Here is a 17,648-nt window from a genome sequence, read left to right as displayed (position 1 = left end):
TCGACTTCAAATGCCCCATCGAGGTGATGGGAGAGGTCATGCAAAATGCCATGGCGATGCGGCATGATGCTCCGGCTTCAATTCAATAACCGTGTTGCGCTCAGCTCCTGCAACCGCCGAGATATGATTTTTATCAATGCTTTCCACCCTGCTGCAGTTGTAGATGCATGCCACATCTACAATCAGGTGCTGAGCAGTTACCACAACTACAAAATTAATTATGCCTGCGAAGAAATAGCGCCTACCGAGCCCGCCCGTGCATGACATTCCCAGCGCCCTTTTGCCAACATGCGGCAGCCCAACAACCAACGCTTCGCTTGAAAAGCTCAACCCACTAGCTCACACAACCCACCCGGCACCCTCATCACCCACTCCCTTACCGCCCGAACCGTCGGATCATCCCGTCTCCCCTCCGGATACACGAGATGAAACGGCTTGCCCTCCATCTCCGGCCCGAACGGCTGCACCAGCCGTCCTTCCCTCAGTTCGTCCTCGATCAACTGCCGACTCATCAGGGCCACGCCCTGCGCACCGATGGCGGCGGAAATGGCGTGGGTTTCGTCGGAGAAGACCAGCCCGGCGCTCACATCCAGCCCCGGCACGTTGGCGAGCTTTTGCCACGACGCCCAATGAATCGGAGCGGACAAGGCAGCTTGCGCACGGAAGTGGATCAACGGGTGTTTGGGCAGCTCGGTTACATCCCGCAAGCCGAGGTGCGGGCTGCAAACAGGGACGAAGGTGTTGTCGAACAGCTTCTCCGCCACCAGCCCGGGCCAGCGGCCGTCGCCGTAGCGGATGGCGATATCCGCCGTGACGCCATCGAGCGCGACTGGCTCATGGGAGGTATGGAAGCGCAGATCGATATCCGGATGTGAATCGCGTAGCAGACAGACCCAGGGCACCAGCCAGCGCACCGCGATGGCCGGTGTGGTGCTGAGGGTGATCGCCTGGCGGCAGGGCTTCGCGCTCAGGCGTTCGACCGTAGCGCTGATGCTGTCGAAGGCCGTTTCCAACGTCTGTTGCAGCTCCCGTCCCGGATCGGTCAGTTCCAGCTTCCGCGGTTTGCGCAGGAACAGCGCCACGCCGAGGGATTCCTCCAGCGAACGAATCTGGTGGCTGATCGCCGTGGCCGTGACGGACAGCTCCTCGGCGGCCTGCTTGGCGCTCTCGTGGCGGGCCGCGGCTTCGAAGGCCCGCAGCGCAGAAAGCGAAGGTAACCGGCGATGCGCCATGGCTGAGTTTCTCTCATCTGTAGTTGGAAGAAATGGTCGTTTGTCGCTCGTACAGCCTAGCCCTAGGCTGGATTTACCGCGAACGACAGATGAGTTCAATCACAGAGGAGAATCGCCATGACGCACCTTCTGCACCTTGATGCCAGCGCCCGCCCAGGGCTTGCCGGCAAGGACGAGCACGGTTCCCACAGCCGTAACCTCACCCACCGCTTCGTCAGCCAGTGGGCGGCCCGCCGCGCGCAGGACGGCATCGTCTACCGCGATATAGGCCAGAACCCGCCTTCGTTTATCAGCCATGACTGGATCGCCTCCAGCTTTACGCCGGAAGAGCGCCGCGAGCCGTGGATGCGGGATACGCTGGCGGAAAGCGACCAGCTGGTCGATGAGCTGATCGCCGCCGATGTATTGGTCATCGGTACGCCGCTCTACAACTTCGGCATGCCCGCGGCACTGAAGGCCTGGATCGACCAGATCGTGCGCCCGGGCCGGACGGTCGAGGTCGACGAAAGCAAACTACCTGACCCGTACGTGCCGTTGCTGGCGGACCGGCCACGGCATGCGGTCATCCTCAGCGCCCGCGGCGGCATCGGCTTTGGTCCCGGCGGGGAGATGGCGCACATGAATCACCTGGAGCCGAACCTGGTGACGGCACTCAATTTCATCGGGATTACCCGCATCCATCAGATCGCGATTGAAGGTCAGGAAACCGGTGGCGAGGTATTGGCCGCCTCGGTGGCCGAGGCGCTGCGCGAGGTGGATGCCTTGGTCATGGAGCTGCAGTCGGCACTCGATGCGCCCCCACTCCATGCGCGGGAAAGGCAGGTGGAGCTCAATCAGGTGTAAGGCGGGCAACGCGTGGAAACGGCCTCGCTTTCCACGCTACGCTCCATGGGCATGGCACCCAGTCGAGACAGCGGAGCAGGCATGGCGAGCGACAAAGATTTCGTGCTGTACGTGGCGGAGCAGATCGGCCTGGGGAGCAGGCTGACGTACAGGAAGATGTTCGGCGAGTACGCCCTTTATCTGGACGATAAGGTCGTCGCGTTCGTCTGCGACAACAGCCTGTTCATCAAGCCTTCGGCGGCCGCCGAGACGCTCGCCCCGGACTTGCCGCAAGCGCCGCCCTACCCCGGCGCGAAGAACTATCCGGTGGCGGACGAGCTGCTGGACGATGCCGACGAACTCCGCCGCCTGGTGATCGAAACGGCTCGCCTTATGCCAGCACCTGCGCCACGCAAACCGAGGAAGAGAAGGCCAGACGCAGCCGCGACATAGCGGCAGGCAGGATCCCGTATCCCTGATCGCCATGCCGCTTCACCTGGCCAGTCGCACGCCGCCCGGTACAATGCCGCCATTTTCCGTACCGCCCCGGAGCGCTGCCATGTTCACCCTCACCCACCTCGACACCCCGCCGCCGGAATCGCTGAAAAGCCAGGTGCTGCAGATGGTGGTGGATTATCTCGGCGACATCAGCCCGGTTTCGCTGCAGCCCAGCAACCTGCTGTATCAGCTGTATCAGTACGTGGTGGGCTTCGAGGTGCATCGCTATCTGGACAGCATGGACGGCGCGCAGGCGGGCAAGCCGGAGCTGATCATGGCGCTGGATGCTGATGATCCGACGGTCCTGCTCGGCTTCGCGCTGTATTTGCCCTTTGTGGACGATCCCGAAGCCTGCGCGCTGGTCTATCTGGCGGTCGACGCCGGCCATCGTCGCCTGGGCATTGGCCGGGCGATGGTCGAAGCGATGGTGACGCGCTATCCCCATGCCGAGGTCACGTGCGTTGCAGGCAAGGTGCCGTATTTCAGCGCGCTGGGCTTTCAGCCGCTGGTAGCGCGTGGCCCGCAGGTGGTGATGAATACCCGTAACGGGGCTTCGAACGGTGCGGTGGCGGTGCAGGATCTGGAGCCGATCTTCCAGTCCAAGGAAGTTCGGCAGATCTACAGCTACCTGGTGCAGCAGAACGGCCGCAAGGCGATGAGCGAGGCGGAGAAACAGCGCGACCGCCTGCTCGATCAGCTGGCACAGCAGGCCAGTCATCTGATCGATGCCCACACCTCGGCCAAGCGCCTGCATTGAGCCCTTGGCAAGCTCGCCGCGGGCGCGATCTGCTGATCAGCGCTTCACGCAGACGAATATCGCGTTCCCGGATGCCTGGTTCCAGGGCACGATCTTCTCGTAGTCGTGCTCGAGCACATGCACCTCGAAGTACTGCTCCAGCAGCTCGCTCAGCTCGGCAAAACTCACGGCCACCATCGCGTGTTCGTCGTGCCAGACCTGGCTTTGATCCGCGACGGTTTTTTCGATGCGCAGCCTCAGCAGTTGCTGCTCCCCTTCACCCGGGTAGTGCCAACCGGAGCTGAAGGTGAACAGGCCGTCCGCATGCCTGGCCGTGTGCGAGACGGATGAGGCGTTGTCGATCCAACGCTTGTCCACGGCGTTGAAGCAGAACAGCCCGCCCGGGGCCAACGCGGCATGCACGCTGGCGATACAGGCCTGCAATCGCTGAAGCTCGGCGCTGTAATGAATGGAGTAAAGAAAGCAGGTGATCAGATCGGCCGGCTGCTCGACCGCAAAGCCACACATGTCCTGCAGGGAAAACTGAGCTCCCGGGCAGCGCGCGGCTGCTCTGTCCAGCATCGGCTGGTTGATGTCGAGCCCGCCGCTGGTATAGCCGGCATCGATGAAATGTCGGACGTGCGGGCCAGTGCCGCAGGCGAGGTCCAGATGCCTCGTCCCGCCGTTGCCGAACAGCTGCTGCAACCTGTGGACACAGTGGCTTTGCGCCCTGTAGTCGATGTCCGCACACATAAGATCGTAATAACCCGACAAGTCGGTATAGAGAGCATCGCCGGGCATGATGACCTGATGTGTGAAGGGGGCTTCAGCGGGCGGCGCATCATATCTCAACCACACCTCTGTGTAGTGGCCAGGCGCAATGCTGGAGATTCACCGGACGGTGGCGGACCGCTTGGCCCCTCAGGGTGCCCAGACGCTCCACCACCATAGGGCCGGATGGCGCTCGGTCACTCGTCCGGAATCTCCACTTCGACCAGCTTCGCCAGAAGCGTCAGCGACTCCTGCCAGCCGAGGTAGCAGGCTTCGGCCGGGATCGCGTCCGGTATACCTGCCTGGGTGATGTTCAGTTCAGTGCCGCAGGAAACCTGGGTGAGCGTCACCGTCACCTCTATCGTGCCCGGCAAGCCCGGATCATCGAATGTGTCTTCGTAACGGATTCGCTGATTTTCCAGCAGCTCCAGGAATTGTCCGGCGAAGCTGTGGCTGGTACCCGTGGAGAAATTCGTGAAGGACATTCTGTAGCGGCCGCCTACCCGCGCGTCGATCTCGTGCACCTTGCCGGTGAAGCCGTTCGGCGGCAGCCATTTGGCCTTGGCGTCTGGGTCCAGAAAGGCGCGATAGATGCGCTCGGGTGTCGCTCGCAGGACGCGGTGAAGGCGGATGGTGCTGGGCATGGCTGTTCTCCTCTGGTGGCGAATCTACCTTGATGGCCTTGTTAGTCGAACGAAGAACAACGAATTCGACGCAACGCTTGAGTTTTCCGCCTACCCAGCATCGCAAGCGTCCGCCCTGAACAAGCGCGGTCAAGCCTGCTCGTTCGAGTCCTTGAGCGTATGCAGGCAGAGGTACTCCATGCTGGCGGCCCAGGCCTGCATGCGTTCCGCTTCAAGCTGCACCAGCATGGCGTAGCGGCGACCGCCCCATACCGAAAGATGCAGCGCTTCCAAGGTTGCTGGCGAGGGACGCACCGGAAGGTCAGTCGCCGCATCGACGACTCGATGCCAGGCGCTCAACAGATCCTCGTAGGCCCGACGCTGATGCTTGGGCTCGGCTACCAGCGTTTCCAGTTCGAGCATGTCCGGATGGAACCAGGGCAGCTGAGGTTCGACTCCGGCAAGGGCGCGTACCAGTCGGCGGATGCGCTCGGGCCAGGCAAGCGCGGTTGGCGCTACCGCTTGCGCGTCAATCGCCTCCAGCAGCTGCTCGACGCAATAGCGCACGTAGCCCGAGTGCAGGGCGTGCTTGTTGGGGAAGTAGTCGTACAGGGTGCCGATGGCCACGCCGGCTTCCAGGGCAACCGCGCGGGTCGTCAATCGAGCCCAGCCGTCGCGCTGCCATATCCGAACATAGGTGTCGAAAATCGCCTGAACGGTGGCCTTGGCGCGCTGCTGAGTCGGCCGTTTGAGCGGCTTGGCGCTCGGCAATCGTGTGCTCATGAAATCCGAACCCGGCGGTGAAACGAAAGGGATAGAGTCGAAGCCGTCCATTTACGAACCCAAGGTGCCATCGATGAGCGTCATCCGCCAGTTGCAGAACAACAAGAAAGACATGCAGCAGACCCGCATTCAGACCCGACCGATGCCGGAGCTGAAAGCCGGCGAAGCCCTGCTGCGTATCAGCCGGCTGGCACTGACCACGAACAATGTCACCTACGCCGCGTTCGGCGAGACACCTCACCTGCGCTATTGGGACTTCTACCCCACCGGCGATAGCGAATGGTTCCACATGCCGGCGTGGGGCTTCGCCGAAGTCGTGGAGAGCACCGTCGATGACCTGGCGAAGGGCGAACGCTTCTATGGCTTCTGGCCGATCGCCAGCCATGTCGTCATGCAGCCGGTACGGGTTTCCGAGCGCGGCTTCTACGACGGCGCCGAACACCGACTCGAACTCACATCGGCCTACAACCAGTACCAGCGCATCAGCAGCGACGCCGCCTATCGCGCAGAGAGCGAAAACTACCAGATGCTGTTGCGCCCGCTGTTCATCACCTCGTTCATGCTGGCCGATTTCCTCGACGACAACGCCTTCTTCGGCGCGCGCCAGATCCTGATGTCGAGCGCCTCGAGCAAGACCGCGTACGGCACGGCGTTCTGCCTGCAGGACAACCCGGCCGTGCAAACGATCGGGCTGACCTCCCCAGGCAATACGGACTTCGTACAAGGCCTGGGTTGCTACCACCAGGCGTTGGGCTACGACCAGCTAGCCTCGCTGGACCCGAGCGTACCCACGCTCTACGTCGACTTCTCCGGCAGCGCGGATCTACGCCGGCAGATCCACAGCCATTTCAAGGATGCCCTGGTGTACAACTGCTTCGCCGGGTCAGCCCAGAACCACGAATACAGAAAGACGGACGCAACGCTGGCCGGTCCGCAGCCACAGCCCTACTTCGCGCCTTATCAGATCAAGAAACGCAACGCCGACTGGGGCCCCGCCGAGGTGACCCGCCGCTTCAACGAGGCGCAGCTGGCCTTTATCGCTCGGGTGAGCGATGCGCAGCAGCCCTGGATGCAGGTGAACGAGCACGCAGGCATGGAGGCCGCACAGGCGCTGGCCGAATCCCTGATCAAAGGCGACATCAATCCGCTGGCGGGCCACGCCGTGCTGCTCGACTGACCAGGTAATCGGTGCCGAGCAGATAACCTCAGCCAGTGCGACCGGTCGATGCGGCTGGCGTATATCGAGCCAGTCGCTCAAGCGCCCGCACTCTTCGCCGATATCGGAAGCACAACTAGATCGATTGGATGCCCTGCATGTTTAACAACCGCTTGAAAAAGGATTTGGAAGCCAAGGATGCCGAGCTGGCAATCCTGCGCCAGCTCATGGGCAAGATGAACGGTGACATGCTCTCGCTCACGCTGGATACCGACTTCAAGATCTGCGCGTTCAATGATCGATTCGCCCGTACCTTGGGTTACTCACACGGGCATCTCCAGGGCCGCCCCCTGGCCGAGATCGTTCCGCCCTATGTGAAGAACCTGCCCTGCTTTCACAACTTTCGCGCCGCGGTGGCCAAGCTCGAGCCGGTCAGCGACGACTATCGGTACCTGCGCGCCGACGGCAGCCTCGCCTGGTTGAAGATCCATTGGTATCCGATCGCAAAGGCCGACGGGAAGCTTTCGCATATTCAGGGTTTCGGCAGCGACATAAGCGAGGCCGTGTACCGGGCGAAGGAGAACGAGGCATTTATCACCGCCCTGCTGCGCTCGACCGCGGTGATCCAGTTCAATCTGGACGGAACGGTGGTCACGGCCAATGAGCAGTTTCTCCAGACCATGGGCTATTCGCTCGCGGAGCTCAAAGGCAAACATCACAGTCTGTTCTGCGCGCCGGAAGATGCCGCTTCGGCGGATTACAAGGCGTTCTGGCAGAAACTGAACCGCGGCGAGTACGTCGCCGACCGCTTCAAGCGTGTCGACCGCCACGGCCACGAGGTCTGGCTGGAGGCGACCTACAACCCGGTGCACGATACCGAAGGCAACCTCTACAAGGTGGTCAAGTTCGCCAACGTGGTGACCGATCAGGTCATGCGTGAGGCAGAAGTGCGGCAAGCCGCGGGCGTCGCCTACGACATCTCGCTGCAGACCGACGTCAGTGCCGAGCGCGGCGCCAGCGTGGTGAAGGACACCCTGGTGACGATGCAGAAGATCACCGACCAGGTGCAGTCCGCGACCGATGGCATCGAGGCGCTCGGCAAGCAGTCGCTGCTGATCAGCTCCATCGTCCAGACCATTGGTGGCATCGCCGCACAGACCAACCTGCTGGCGTTGAACGCGGCCATCGAGGCCGCCAGGGCTGGCGACCAGGGTCGCGGTTTCGCGGTGGTGGCCGACGAGGTTCGGCAACTGGCCGCGCGCACGAGCACCGCTACCGACGAGATCGTCAATGTGGTGCAACAGAACCAGGCGCTGGCCGACGAGGCGGTACGCAACATGTTCGCCAGCCGCGAACAGGCGGTGCAGGGCCTGGGGCTGGCCAACCAGGCCGGTGCGGTGATCGTCGAGATTCAGGACGCCGCCAAGCAGGTGGTCAGTGCGGTCGAACGGTTCGCCAAGGAACTCTGACGACGTAACGACAGAACACGCCCCTGCCCCTGGAGCTGTTACGGCTGTTCGACATGCGCGGCAAAGCCGACCTGCGCTGGCGCCACGTCGGCCCTGAGCGTTAGCGCCGGAATGTCGTAGTCGCCGCCGTTCTGTTTGCGATAGGCGATGGGTTCAGTGCGCCAGAGGTGGTCCAGGCGCTTGCCCAGTTCGTCGCGGAGTGTGTCGAATCGGGCCCGGTCGATGCGGCTGGTGCGGTGCACCAGAAACGGTGGCAGCACATCGAAGCCCGGGTAATGCAGGATGCCGTGATGGATGGGGAACAGCAGGTCCTCGATGGGCCCGTTGATTCCCCGCGGGCTGTAGTGTGATTCCCAGCCACCGGTAGTCACGATCAGCATCGCCCGTTTGCCCGCCATCGAACCCTCGCCGTAGCGATCGCCCCAGCGCGCATCCGAGTGCTCTCCGACGCCATAAGCGAAACCGTAGGCATATACCCGGTCGACCCAGCCCTTGAGGATCGCCGGCATCGAAAACCACCAGAGCGGGAACTGCAGGATCAGCGCATCCGCCCAGCGCAGCTTGTCCTGCTCCGCCGCGATGTCAGAACTCTGCCGGCCACTGGCGAACGCGCGTCGGGAATGCTCGGAAGCATCGAAACGCGCTTCGGGGTCACGATCCAGGCTGTCGCCAGCGTCGATCGCGGCCTTCCAACCCATGGCATACAAGTCGGAAACCTGGACCTGATGGCCAGCCGCCTGCAGGCGTTGTACGGCGAACTCCTTCAATGCGCCATTCAACGAGCGCGGTTCGGGATGGGCATAAACAAGCAGAACATTCATGGGAAACCTCCGTAGCGGGAAGGCTGCAGAATGTGGCTTGCCCAGGTATGTTTGAAATGAATAAGCCATATTCCAGGTATTGCCATGAATAATCTCAGACGCCTCGATCTGAATCTGCTGGTGACCCTGGACGTGTTGCTGGCCGAGCACAATGTCACCCGCGCCGCAGAGCGCCTGAATTTTTCCCAGCCCTCGGTGAGCGTGCACCTGGCCAAGCTGCGCGACATTTTCGACGATCCTCTGCTGATACCTGGGCCGCGAGGCATGCGCCCGACTGCACGCGCAGAAGAATTGCGCGAGCCCTTGCGCCTGGCGCTGGAGGCGCTGGAGCAAGCCGTCGCGCCAGCCAGCCCGTTCGACCCTGGCGCCGCGCAGAACGTCTGGCGCATCGCAGCCAGCGACTATGGCGAGTCCGCGATTGTGCTACCCGCTCTGGCCGGTCTGCGCAGCGCCGCACCGAGCACCCGCATCGCCGTGGTCGAGATGCAGCCTTCGCGCATCGCCCGCCAGGCAGAACAGGGTGATATCGACCTCGCCTTGCACACCGTCGATGGTTCGCCGTCCAACCTGCGCCGCCGCGTTCTGTTCACAGAGCGCTACGTACTGGCCGGCCGTGCCGGGCATCCGCGCCTGCGGCGACGGCCGACGCTAGAGCAGTTCTGCGCGCTGGATCAGGTGATCGTCTCGCCGGATGGCGGCGGCTTTCACGGTGCCACCGACGATGCCCTGGCCACGCACGGCCTGCAACGGCGCGTGGTGCTGTCGGTGCCGCATTTCCTGTTCCTGCGCTCGGTACTGGAAAGCACCGACCTGGTGGCCATGCTGCCCGAACGGCTGGTTCAGGGTGTTGCACTGCAGGTCGTCGAAGCGCCGCTGGAGATTCCAGGCTACGAAATGGCCATGCTCTGGCATGAACGCGCCCATCGCGACCCGGCCCATCAATGGCTGCGCGAGCAGATCGTCAACGCGATCTAGCCCCGCCTGCGCGACGTGCTTCTGGGCTGCAGCTGATCCAGCGCGGCGGAGTTCTGCCTTGCCCAGTCGTAGATCAGTTCGATGGGTTCAACCATCAGCTGGCCCAGCGGCGAGAGCGCATAGCTCACCGCCGGCGGCACCGAATCGAGCGTGTGGCGCTCGATCAGGCCGCTTTGCTCCAGTTCGCGAAGCGTCTGGATCAGCATTTTCTTGGAGATGCCAGGCAGGCTGCGATGCAATGCGCCACTGCGTGCGGTGCCTCCATGCCGGGCATGCAGCGTGTGCAGAATCATGCTGGTCCACTTGGTGGAGAAGAGCTCAAGCACGCGTCTGGGTGCGCAGTCTTCGCGCCATTGTTCTTCGTCAGAGCCCGGTTGCATGGGGGATGGTCACCATTTGGTGCCGACTTGGATCGGCATTTTCGAGTGGGTAAGGTGCAGGCCTGTTTCGCTTTGTGGGGGTCTGCACATGACAAATCAAGCACTGGTGGTCGGCGCGAGCGGCATTGTCGGCAGCGCGCTGTCGCGCCTGCTGGCCGATGAAGGCTGGAGCGTGGCGGGACTGGCTCGCCGGCCGAATACCGAAGCGGGTGTCACGCCGATCAGCGCCGATCTGCTGGCCCCCAAGGCGCTCGCCTCGGCGCTGGCCGGCGTATCACCCACTCACGTCTTCCTCACCACCTGGGCGCGCCAGGCCAGCGAGGCGGAGAATATCCGCGTCAACGCGCAGATGGTACGCAACCTGCTCGAAGCCGTCCGGCCGGCTGGCACGCTGCGCCATGTCGCCCTGGTCACCGGTCTCAAGCACTACCTCGGCCCGTTCGAAGCCTACGGCAAAGGCGCGCTGCCGCAGACGCCGTTCCGCGAGGAACAGGGGCGGCTGGATGTCGAGAACTTCTATTACGCCCAGGAAGATGAGGTGTTCGCCGCGGCGGAGCGCGACGGCTTCAGCTGGAGCGTGCATCGCCCGCACACCATCACCGGCGTGGCGGTCGGCAACGCCATGAACATGGCCACCACGCTGGCCGTGTACGCCTCCATCTGCCGCCATACGGGGCGGCCTTTCCGCTTTCCGGGCTCGGACGTGCAGTGGAACAGCCTGACCGACATGACCGACGCCGCTCAGCTCGCCCGGCACCTGCGCTGGGCCGCCAGCACGCCGGCAGCCGCCAACCAGGCCTTCAACGTCGTCAATGGCGATGTGTTTCGCTGGAAATGGATGTGGTCGCGCATTGCCGAGTGGTTCGGCATCGACGCCGTGCCGTTCGATGGCCCGGCCCCGCTGGAGCAGCAGATGGCGGGCGACGCGGCAATCTGGAGCGACATGGCGAAGCAGTTCGGTCTCGCCGAGGCGGACATCGGCAAGCTCATCTCGCCGTGGCACACCGATGCCGATCTGGGCCGCCCGATCGAGGTGGTGACGGATATGTCGAAGAGTCGCAAGCTCGGCTTTCTGGATTACCAGGCCAGCGACGAGGCGTTCTTCGATGTCTTCGCTAGGCTGCAGGCGAGCAAGCTCATTCCCTGACCCGGTCGCGCAGCTAAAAACCCTTTGCCGACCAAACCGTCCCGTATACTCGCGCGTTTTCCGCGCGAGTCCCCCTTCCGTGAGCAACAAACGCTATGCCTGCATCGGCCTGAGCAACCCGAAATCGCCGTCCAACGTGGGGGCGATCATGCGTGCCGCAGGCTGCTATGGCGCCGCTTCGGTGTTCTACACCGGCACCCGCTACGACCGCGCCAAGGACTTCGTCACCGACACCAAGAAGGTCCATCAGGACATTCCGCTGATCAACATCGACGACCTGCGCAAGATTCTCCCGCTCGGCTGCGTGCCGGTTGCGGTGGAGCTGGTCGAAGGCGCCCGCTCGCTCCCCGAGTACACGCACCCGGACCGCGCGCTGTACATCTTCGGTGCCGAGGACGGCTCGCTGAGCAAGGAAATCCGCGACTGGTGCGAGGACGTGGTGTACATCCCCACCAACGGCTGCATGAACCTCGCCGCGACGGTGAACGTGGTGCTCTACGACCGCCTGGCCAAGGGCAACAACACCCGCTCCGGGCCGCAGTTCTGATCGAACGATGGATGCGCTACACGCCGCACGTGGACAACGCTTCGCTTGTTCGCTGAAGATGGCGGCGATCGACTCCAAGCGTCGCCGGCCACGTGTGAATCCGGCGATTTCCGCATCTCGACTTCAAGAGCACTGCATGAAAGCACTTCCGATTCTGGGCGCTGCCCTCGCACTCTTGGTCCCCTCGGCCTATGCCGAGGAACTGCAGGTCACCCTCGACGGCCTGCAACACGACAAGGGCCAGGTGGCCGTAGCGGTATATTCCAGCGCGAAAACCTTCCGCAAGGACGACCAGGCGTTCGCCGCGCAGAAGGCCAAGGCCGAGCAGGGAGCCGTGACCCTGGTGTTCAAGGACCTGCCGCCCGGACGCTACGCGGTGCTGGCCTACCATGACGAGAACGGCAACGGCGAGCTGGACCGCCGCTTCGGCATGATCCCAACGGAAGGCTACGGGCTGTCGAACAATCCCAAGGTGATGGGCCCACCGTCCTTCGAGGACAGCGCATTCGAGGTGCCCGCCGGCGAACCGACCCGGGTCACGCTGGAGATGCGTTACTAACCAAACAACCCGGGAAACCGCGTGGAAAAGGCTTCGCCGTTTGCCGCCCTAGCGACGCCGCATCCATGTCCGCGGCTGAACTCAGCGGCAGTTGCCGGCACAGCCGCCGCGGGCACATGCCGGCGCTTCCGGATTCTTCAATACGCGGCTGTTGACCACCCCGGCAGCCGTCATCAGTTTGGTCACCGGCGCGTCGTCCGGAATGTTCGAATCTTCGGCCAGCGCGCCGGCCGCGCGCAGTTCGCCCCAGGTTTTCGGCCGTAGCGCCATGGCATGGCGAACTTCATAAACCTGACCATTGGCTTCGCAGCGGTAGTCGTAGGTCGGCATGGTATTCCTCTCGTGATGATTCGGTGCCGGCAGCCCGCGCGGACAGCCGCGGGCTGTCTGCTGCACACGGGGCGTTATTGTAAGAGCACTGTGCTTTTCAGCAGCGTCGTGAGCCGCTACGGAAACCGCCGGCACGTACTGGCTATGCCGATTTCATCATCACCAGCGCGAAACCCACCACGATGCCAGCCAGGGCAATCAGCCAGCCGATGCGATGGGCGCGGTTCTTCTGGGCTTGGCGGACGGGGTCTACGGGCTTTTTCTTTCTCACGATTCACCTGGCTCTGGAAAACACGCTGCTGCCGCTTGGCGCTCACGCCTCTCGGCGCAGCGCGCCTTTTTAGGCCGGGCGGGGCGAATTGTCCAGTGGATGAACATTCACGCGAGGTCACGCCTGGCCGGCCTCTAGCCGAGCGGGCTCTGATCGGCTTCCGGTTGGTCGTTCGAATCGGCGCCTGAATCGTTTTCGCCCGAGTCCGGCACATCGCCGTACTCGTCGTAGTCCGACGGGGTCAAGCCATCCTTGAGCGGGTCGTCTGGATCGATCATGGCAGCTGTCCTCTGGCAACAATGGGCTTTGGTGACATTGCCTTGGAACCCGAGGGCAGACCGTGCGTTTCGTCAGCGCTGGACATCTCGATGTGCGGTGCGTGCGCACCGCGTCGCGCAATCGCGGACCTACGGCCGACGCACTCCCGTCAGGGTTTCGATGATGCGGCACTCGCGGACCGACGATTCGCTGCAGCCCGCCAAGCGCTGCAGCTCCGCTTCGAGCCGCTGCAGATCGGCAATGCGCTGGCGCACTTCGACCAGATGCGTCTGCACCAGGCGATCGACATCGGTGCAGGCATGCTCGGGCTGGTCGGCCAGCTCGACCATGGTGCGGATCTCATCGAGGGAAAACCCCAGCTCCCGCCCACGCTTGATGAAACGCAGCCGCGCGGCGTCCTGCTCGCTGAAAGTGCGATAGCCGGATTCGGTGCGCGACGGTGCCGCCAGCAGCCCGATGCGCTCGTAATAGCGGATGGTCTCCACGTTCACTGCCGTGGCCTTGCTGAGTTTGCCGATGGTGAGTGGCATCGCTTGACCCTGTAGTGGCTACAGGGTTTAGCGTAGCGCCATCGACAACGGGAGGCGATGTCATGGCGGGAAATTGTTGCAGCGGCGGCTGCGCCACCACGGCAGCACGCGGACGCTATCGGCGCATTCTCGGGATTGCGCTGCTAATCAACCTGGCGATGTTCGGTGTCGAGATCGGCGCAGGCGTGCGCTCGGGGTCGGTATCGCTGCTGGCGGACTCGCTGGATTTCTTCGGCGATGCGGCCAACTACGGCGTCAGCCTGTTCGTGCTGGGCCTGGGCGTGGTGATGCGGGCGCGGGCGTCGCTGGCCAAGGCGCTGACGATGGGCCTGTTCGGCGTGTTCATCCTGGTGGTCGCGGTCGGCAATTTCGTCGATGGCAGCGTGCCGCATGCCTCGACCATGGGCGTCGTCGGCGTGATCGCGCTGCTGGCCAATATCGCGGTGGCCGCCATGCTCTACGCCTACCGCGAAGGCGACAGCAACATGCGTAGCGTCTGGCTATGCAGCCGCAACGATGCGCTCGGCAACCTGGCGGTGATGTTGGCCGCGCTGGGGGTGTTCGGCACCCGCGCCGGATGGCCCGATCTGATCGTGGCGACGATCATGGCGTTGCTCTCCATCAGCGCGGCGGTGCAGATCACCCGCCATGCCCTGGAGGAGTTGCGATCCGAACGGATGGCGGTCAGCGATGGGGAGCGACGCACCTGATCCCGAGGGGCACGCGCGGCTAAGCCTCGCCACGAGGGCGAGCGCGCTCGGCAAGGAACGCCACCGGTGCCGTGCCATCGGCATTCAACTGGTAGATCTCACGCGGCCTGCCCTGCTCGTCGAGCACCAGCAGGCCGATACCCGAGCCGTTCCATAGCCGTTCGCCGGCGTTGCTGCGGTCAGGCACGCGCGGCACGACTTCCAGCCGGCGGCGCTTGGTCAGCCAGTTCAGTGGCGACCAGGGCGCGTAGAGCCAGCGGTTGAGGCGATCGAACCAGTCCAGCAGGCGCCGCGGAAACTCGTTCTTCACGCCGCTGCTGGTGATCTGCCATAGCTGGGGCGCCGTATCGCGACCGCGAATGTGCACTTCGTAGACGAAGGAGTAATGCACGTCGCCGGACAGCACCACATAGTTTCCCGGCGTTCGCGTGTGGCGGAAGATGTTCATCATCACGTGGGCGGCGCCGCGATGGGCCATCCAGTTCTCCGCATCGACCAGCAACGGCTGGCCGGCCCAGCTGAACACGCGCTGTACCGCCTCGATCAGCTTGACGCCGAACATCGGTGCTGGCGAGACGATCAGTACCGATGGTTTGTCGAGAATGTTCTGCTGGAATTCGCTCAGCGCCTCCCAGTCCATCAGGCCGGACGGTCGGCTGAGGTTGCGCTCGCTGCGCCAGCGCCGGGTGCGTGTGTCCAGCACCACCAGCGGCGGATCGGTGGGCAACTCGTAGCCCCAGCCGTCGAGCCTGAACAGCGTGTCGATCAGCTGATCCTGCGTCGCGCAATCCAGCCAGCCATCGCTAGCCGTCGCCAGCAGCTCACGCACCGGCAGCAGCAACTCGGCGAACCGCGTCGGATCGTTGCCCCAGGCCTGACACAGCAGATAGGCGAGCAGCGCGTTGCCAATGATGCGCCGCGACAGCGGATGGCCGTAGGCAGTCTCTTCCCAGCGCGCGGAGAGATTCCAGTCGTCGGTGATGTCGTGGTCATCGAAGATCATCAGCGACGGCACATGAGCCAGGGCACGGGCCACTTTCGGCAATCCCGCGATAAAGCCTTGCAGACACGCCTCTTCACTCCGGTAACGCTCGGCCTCGGCTGGCTCCAGCGCGGGCATCTGCGGGGCGATCAGCGACCAGGGCGTCGGCGACCAGGGCGTCGGCGACCAGACGAGCAGGTACATCGCCATGACCTCGCCCAGGCTGATCAGATGGTTCTGCCCGTTGGCGGTGGTGAACACCGGCTTTTCCACGCCACCGAAGAAGCGCTCGCGCAACGCGTCGTTGGACTTGAATGCGGGCAACAGCTGCTCGCGACGGTAATAGCTGGCCGGATGGGTCATCAGCTCATCGCTATTGTTCACCACCGCGCCTTCGAGCTGTTCGCCATAAAGCCCCAGCCGGCACACCAATGCGTGGATCGCCACCAGCATCGGCCCGGCGACATCGTCGGCATAGACCTGATCGCCCGTCATCAGCAGCACGGCCGGACGCTCGGCCGGACTGTCCAGCGCGTCACTCAGCAGTTCGTCGACACACAGCAGACCATCTGTCGCGGCGTGGTGCGGCTTGCGGCAGGAACCATGCAGCACGCGATCGAGCCGCGACTTGATGACGAAGCTCGGCCGCGTCGCGCCGTCGTAGAGCAGATGCGGCGCCCAGCCGGCGATGCCCTGCTCCCCTGCACCATCGTGGATGCGCAGGTCGTATTCGATCAGGCAATCGGTTGGCAGCGGTGCGTCCGGCACGAACTCGATTAGATGCAATACCGCGTGCTTGCCGATCGGCAGGCGCTGGCAGCTCAGCTCATCGAGCGACACAAATTTTTGCAGTCCGCCCGCCGGGCTTTCGAGAATCAGCGACAGCTCGAGCGGCCGTGAGCCGACCAGCCAGAACGTCACAAGGCCTGGCTCGAGACGCCGCAATAGCGGGCCCGCCAGCACGGTGGGCAGTTGCTCGGGGGTAGGGATAGCGGTCAAGGGCAACCCTGCTGATGGGAACAGGTCTGTCTGACAGCACGCTCGGCCGGATCGCTCAACAATCCAGCCAACGCCGGCTTTGCGGGGGTGGTCGCTAAACGACTGTTCAAGGCGCGCCAAACATCGCCGTCCAGTAGATGGCCGCGTCGCTCTGCGGATCGACCGCGTAGGCCGCGCCAAGCTCGCTGAACTGCGGATTCATCAGATTGGCGCAATGGCCGGGGCTGGCCAGCCAGCCGTCCAGCACCTTGCGGGTAGTCGGCAGCGCCGCGGCGATGTTTTCGCCAACCTGCCTGCCGGCGTAACCCGCCAGCTCGGCGCGGTCGCCTGGGGTGCGGCCGTCCTCGCTCAGATGACTGAAGAAGTTGCCATTGGCCATGGCCCGGCTGTGGGCTTCGGCGGTGCTGCCCAGCGTCTCGTTCCAGCTGAGCGGCCCGGCTGCGGCAAAGTCCTGCTTACCGCAACGGCGGGCGGAGGCGCGGGCCGTGTTGATCTGCTCCAGCAGCTTCTGCCCTTCGGCCTGCCAGTCACCCAGACGACCATCGAGCAACGGCCGCGCCACCACGATGCGCCAGTCACGGCCGTTGCGGCTCACACCGATATCGGCGAACTGCGGATCGAGGATCACCCGACAGAAGCTCTCGCGCAGCGCCTGCATCGCGGCCTGGGCATCCCGCGGGCCGGACAGCGTGATCGCCTGCACGGTTACCATCGGATAGCCCGCGCGGGACAACGCCTGCTGCAAATCACCCGCACTATCGACCGGCAGATTCAGGCGCGAGTCGGCGGTAAGCGGCGGCAGCTCTTCGCTCGCCTTGTCTCCACAGCGCTGCACTTCACCACGGTAGGCATTGATCGCCTCGACCAGGCGGGCCTCCTCGGCCACAGCAGCGCCAGCAACGCACAAGGTTGCGATCAGCAGGACGGATGACAGAACACGCATGACAGTTCTCCAGCAAAATCCCTGACGGAACGAGGCGCACCCGGCGCAGAAATGAAGCGCCATGGTGCGCGACGCTGCCACGCTT

23 protein-coding genes are annotated in these 17,648 nt (G+C 63.7%); 10 read left to right on the top strand and 13 right to left on the bottom strand.

Translation table 11 applies throughout. The features are described 5' to 3' along the window. Positions 1-36: 36 nt before the first annotated feature. A complete protein-coding gene (locus RT582_RS11930) occupies positions 37-330 on the bottom strand; it encodes a hypothetical protein (protein ID WP_313477529.1) in 294 nt (97 codons plus the stop codon). Continuing rightward, on the bottom strand, positions 327-1,232 hold the full coding sequence (gene gcvA / locus RT582_RS11925; RefSeq protein WP_101274159.1) for a transcriptional regulator GcvA: 906 nt from the start codon (positions 1,230-1,232) through the stop codon (positions 327-329). Before gcvA ends, RT582_RS11930 begins: the two co-directional genes overlap by 4 nt. A 117-nt stretch (positions 1,233-1,349) precedes the next feature. Between gcvA and RT582_RS11920 the strand changes: the two genes are divergently transcribed. The 3 genes from RT582_RS11920 to RT582_RS11910 all read left to right on the top strand — a co-directional run bounded on the left by RT582_RS11920 (position 1,350) and on the right by RT582_RS11910 (position 3,309). Beyond that, entirely contained in the window at positions 1,350-2,075 is a 726-nt protein-coding gene (locus RT582_RS11920; protein ID WP_044315056.1) for an FMN-dependent NADH-azoreductase, read from the top strand. An 81-nt stretch (positions 2,076-2,156) separates the two neighbouring features. After that, the gene (locus tag RT582_RS11915; RefSeq protein ID WP_101274160.1) at positions 2,157-2,507 is read left to right on the top strand and encodes a TfoX/Sxy family protein; all 351 of its coding nucleotides are present in this window, start codon (positions 2,157-2,159) and stop codon (positions 2,505-2,507) included. A 106-nt stretch (positions 2,508-2,613) separates the two neighbouring features. Beyond that, positions 2,614-3,309: a GNAT family N-acetyltransferase gene (locus tag RT582_RS11910; protein WP_313477525.1), complete on the top strand. Its 696-nt coding sequence runs from the start codon at positions 2,614-2,616 to the stop codon at positions 3,307-3,309. 36 nt (positions 3,310-3,345) lie between these two features. On the opposite strand, the gene RT582_RS11905 is transcribed toward RT582_RS11910, so the two are convergent. The 3 genes from RT582_RS11905 to RT582_RS11895 form a co-directional block, all read right to left on the bottom strand. After that, positions 3,346-4,089: a class I SAM-dependent DNA methyltransferase gene (locus tag RT582_RS11905; RefSeq protein WP_313477523.1), complete on the bottom strand. Its 744-nt coding sequence runs from the start codon at positions 4,087-4,089 to the stop codon at positions 3,346-3,348. Between the two features lie 167 nt (positions 4,090-4,256). After that, on the bottom strand, positions 4,257-4,703 hold the full coding sequence (locus RT582_RS11900) for an SRPBCC family protein (protein ID WP_125897229.1): 447 nt from the start codon (positions 4,701-4,703) through the stop codon (positions 4,257-4,259). A gap of 129 nt (positions 4,704-4,832) precedes the next feature. Continuing rightward, entirely contained in the window at positions 4,833-5,465 is a 633-nt protein-coding gene (locus RT582_RS11895; RefSeq protein WP_313477521.1) for a TetR/AcrR family transcriptional regulator, read from the bottom strand. A 73-nt stretch (positions 5,466-5,538) separates the two neighbouring features. On the opposite strand from RT582_RS11895, the gene RT582_RS11890 reads away from it, so the two are divergent. Then, positions 5,539-6,642 carry a DUF2855 family protein gene (locus RT582_RS11890; RefSeq protein ID WP_313477519.1) on the top strand — a complete coding sequence of 368 codons (1,104 nt, stop codon included), beginning with the start codon at positions 5,539-5,541 and terminating at the stop codon, positions 6,640-6,642. Positions 6,643-6,779: 137 nt separating this feature from the next. After that, positions 6,780-8,090, top strand: a complete 1,311-nt coding sequence (locus RT582_RS11885; RefSeq protein WP_313477518.1) for a methyl-accepting chemotaxis protein — start codon at positions 6,780-6,782, stop codon at positions 8,088-8,090. A 38-nt stretch (positions 8,091-8,128) separates the two neighbouring features. Here the strand turns inward: RT582_RS11885 and RT582_RS11880 are convergent, their stop codons facing one another. Beyond that, a complete protein-coding gene (locus RT582_RS11880) occupies positions 8,129-8,911 on the bottom strand; it encodes an NAD(P)H-dependent oxidoreductase (RefSeq protein WP_313477516.1) in 783 nt (260 codons plus the stop codon). Between the two features lie 84 nt (positions 8,912-8,995). Here RT582_RS11880 and RT582_RS11875 point away from each other — a divergent pair, with 84 nt between their 5' ends. Beyond that, complete coding sequence (locus tag RT582_RS11875; RefSeq protein WP_313286259.1) at positions 8,996-9,886, top strand: LysR family transcriptional regulator; 891 nt, start codon at positions 8,996-8,998, stop codon at positions 9,884-9,886. On the opposite strand, the gene RT582_RS11870 is transcribed toward RT582_RS11875, so the two are convergent. Beyond that, complete coding sequence (locus RT582_RS11870; RefSeq protein ID WP_278445349.1) at positions 9,883-10,266, bottom strand: winged helix-turn-helix transcriptional regulator; 384 nt, start codon at positions 10,264-10,266, stop codon at positions 9,883-9,885. The two genes, RT582_RS11875 and RT582_RS11870, sit on opposite strands and share 4 nt — an antisense overlap. Before the next feature lie 88 nt (positions 10,267-10,354). On the opposite strand from RT582_RS11870, the gene RT582_RS11865 reads away from it, so the two are divergent. The 3 genes from RT582_RS11865 to RT582_RS11855 all read left to right on the top strand — a co-directional run bounded on the left by RT582_RS11865 (position 10,355) and on the right by RT582_RS11855 (position 12,519). Beyond that, a complete protein-coding gene (locus tag RT582_RS11865) occupies positions 10,355-11,413 on the top strand; it encodes an SDR family oxidoreductase (protein WP_313477513.1) in 1,059 nt (352 codons plus the stop codon). Positions 11,414-11,492: 79 nt separating this feature from the next. Then, a complete protein-coding gene (locus tag RT582_RS11860) occupies positions 11,493-11,960 on the top strand; it encodes an RNA methyltransferase (protein ID WP_003281467.1) in 468 nt (155 codons plus the stop codon). A 136-nt stretch (positions 11,961-12,096) separates the two neighbouring features. Next, a complete protein-coding gene (locus tag RT582_RS11855; protein WP_042928039.1) occupies positions 12,097-12,519 on the top strand; it encodes a DUF2141 domain-containing protein in 423 nt (140 codons plus the stop codon). 81 nt (positions 12,520-12,600) lie between these two features. Here the strand turns inward: RT582_RS11855 and RT582_RS11850 are convergent, their stop codons facing one another. From RT582_RS11850 to RT582_RS11835, 4 genes are all read right to left on the bottom strand, one after another. After that, on the bottom strand, positions 12,601-12,849 hold the full coding sequence (locus RT582_RS11850) for a zinc ribbon domain-containing protein (RefSeq protein ID WP_023445531.1): 249 nt from the start codon (positions 12,847-12,849) through the stop codon (positions 12,601-12,603). 142 nt (positions 12,850-12,991) lie between these two features. Next, on the bottom strand, positions 12,992-13,120 hold the full coding sequence (locus RT582_RS11845) for a hypothetical protein (RefSeq protein WP_023445530.1): 129 nt from the start codon (positions 13,118-13,120) through the stop codon (positions 12,992-12,994). A gap of 134 nt (positions 13,121-13,254) precedes the next feature. Next, entirely contained in the window at positions 13,255-13,398 is a 144-nt protein-coding gene (locus RT582_RS11840) for a hypothetical protein (RefSeq protein WP_313477511.1), read from the bottom strand. Positions 13,399-13,527: 129 nt separating this feature from the next. Beyond that, entirely contained in the window at positions 13,528-13,929 is a 402-nt protein-coding gene (locus RT582_RS11835; protein ID WP_014819972.1) for a MerR family transcriptional regulator, read from the bottom strand. Between the two features lie 62 nt (positions 13,930-13,991). Here RT582_RS11835 and RT582_RS11830 point away from each other — a divergent pair, with 62 nt between their 5' ends. Next, entirely contained in the window at positions 13,992-14,639 is a 648-nt protein-coding gene (locus RT582_RS11830) for a cation transporter (protein ID WP_313477509.1), read from the top strand. 19 nt (positions 14,640-14,658) lie between these two features. Here RT582_RS11830 and RT582_RS11825 read toward each other — a convergent pair whose 3' ends face one another. Beyond that, positions 14,659-16,584, bottom strand: coding sequence for an alkaline phosphatase D family protein (locus RT582_RS11825; protein WP_313477537.1), 1,926 nt, complete (start codon positions 16,582-16,584; stop codon positions 14,659-14,661). 142 nt (positions 16,585-16,726) lie between these two features. Further along, complete coding sequence (locus RT582_RS11820) at positions 16,727-17,563, bottom strand: CAP domain-containing protein (RefSeq protein ID WP_313239915.1); 837 nt, start codon at positions 17,561-17,563, stop codon at positions 16,727-16,729. Between the last annotated feature and the right edge of the window lie 85 nt (positions 17,564-17,648).

Source organism: Stutzerimonas kunmingensis, assembly GCF_032106285.1.
GTDB lineage: Bacteria > Pseudomonadota > Gammaproteobacteria > Pseudomonadales > Pseudomonadaceae > Stutzerimonas > Stutzerimonas kunmingensis_B.
This window is presented reverse-complemented; position numbering and strand designations above follow the sequence as displayed.

What these genes read in the sequence shown, in the direction of transcription:
- RT582_RS11855 (WP_042928039.1), top strand. Translation starts at nt 12,097, where the DNA reads ATGAAAGCACTTCCGATTCTGGGCGCTGCCCTCGCACTCTTGGTCCCC.
- gcvA (WP_101274159.1), bottom strand. Translation starts at nt 1,232, where the DNA reads ATGGCGCATCGCCGGTTACCTTCGCTTTCTGCGCTGCGGGCCTTCGAA.
- RT582_RS11835 (WP_014819972.1), bottom strand. Translation starts at nt 13,929, where the DNA reads ATGCCACTCACCATCGGCAAACTCAGCAAGGCCACGGCAGTGAACGTG.
- RT582_RS11865 (WP_313477513.1), top strand. Translation starts at nt 10,355, where the DNA reads ATGACAAATCAAGCACTGGTGGTCGGCGCGAGCGGCATTGTCGGCAGC.
- RT582_RS11820 (WP_313239915.1), bottom strand. Translation starts at nt 17,563, where the DNA reads ATGCGTGTTCTGTCATCCGTCCTGCTGATCGCAACCTTGTGCGTTGCT.
- RT582_RS11875 (WP_313286259.1), top strand. Translation starts at nt 8,996, where the DNA reads ATGAATAATCTCAGACGCCTCGATCTGAATCTGCTGGTGACCCTGGAC.
- RT582_RS11830 (WP_313477509.1), top strand. Translation starts at nt 13,992, where the DNA reads ATGGCGGGAAATTGTTGCAGCGGCGGCTGCGCCACCACGGCAGCACGC.
- RT582_RS11850 (WP_023445531.1), bottom strand. Translation starts at nt 12,849, where the DNA reads ATGCCGACCTACGACTACCGCTGCGAAGCCAATGGTCAGGTTTATGAA.
- RT582_RS11885 (WP_313477518.1), top strand. Translation starts at nt 6,780, where the DNA reads ATGTTTAACAACCGCTTGAAAAAGGATTTGGAAGCCAAGGATGCCGAG.
- RT582_RS11900 (WP_125897229.1), bottom strand. Translation starts at nt 4,703, where the DNA reads ATGCCCAGCACCATCCGCCTTCACCGCGTCCTGCGAGCGACACCCGAG.
- RT582_RS11870 (WP_278445349.1), bottom strand. Translation starts at nt 10,266, where the DNA reads ATGCAACCGGGCTCTGACGAAGAACAATGGCGCGAAGACTGCGCACCC.
- RT582_RS11840 (WP_313477511.1), bottom strand. Translation starts at nt 13,398, where the DNA reads ATGATCGATCCAGACGACCCGCTCAAGGATGGCTTGACCCCGTCGGAC.
- RT582_RS11895 (WP_313477521.1), bottom strand. Translation starts at nt 5,465, where the DNA reads ATGAGCACACGATTGCCGAGCGCCAAGCCGCTCAAACGGCCGACTCAG.
- RT582_RS11910 (WP_313477525.1), top strand. Translation starts at nt 2,614, where the DNA reads ATGTTCACCCTCACCCACCTCGACACCCCGCCGCCGGAATCGCTGAAA.
- RT582_RS11915 (WP_101274160.1), top strand. Translation starts at nt 2,157, where the DNA reads ATGGCGAGCGACAAAGATTTCGTGCTGTACGTGGCGGAGCAGATCGGC.
- RT582_RS11920 (WP_044315056.1), top strand. Translation starts at nt 1,350, where the DNA reads ATGACGCACCTTCTGCACCTTGATGCCAGCGCCCGCCCAGGGCTTGCC.
- RT582_RS11880 (WP_313477516.1), bottom strand. Translation starts at nt 8,911, where the DNA reads ATGAATGTTCTGCTTGTTTATGCCCATCCCGAACCGCGCTCGTTGAAT.
- RT582_RS11905 (WP_313477523.1), bottom strand. Translation starts at nt 4,089, where the DNA reads ATGCCCGGCGATGCTCTCTATACCGACTTGTCGGGTTATTACGATCTT.
- RT582_RS11890 (WP_313477519.1), top strand. Translation starts at nt 5,539, where the DNA reads ATGAGCGTCATCCGCCAGTTGCAGAACAACAAGAAAGACATGCAGCAG.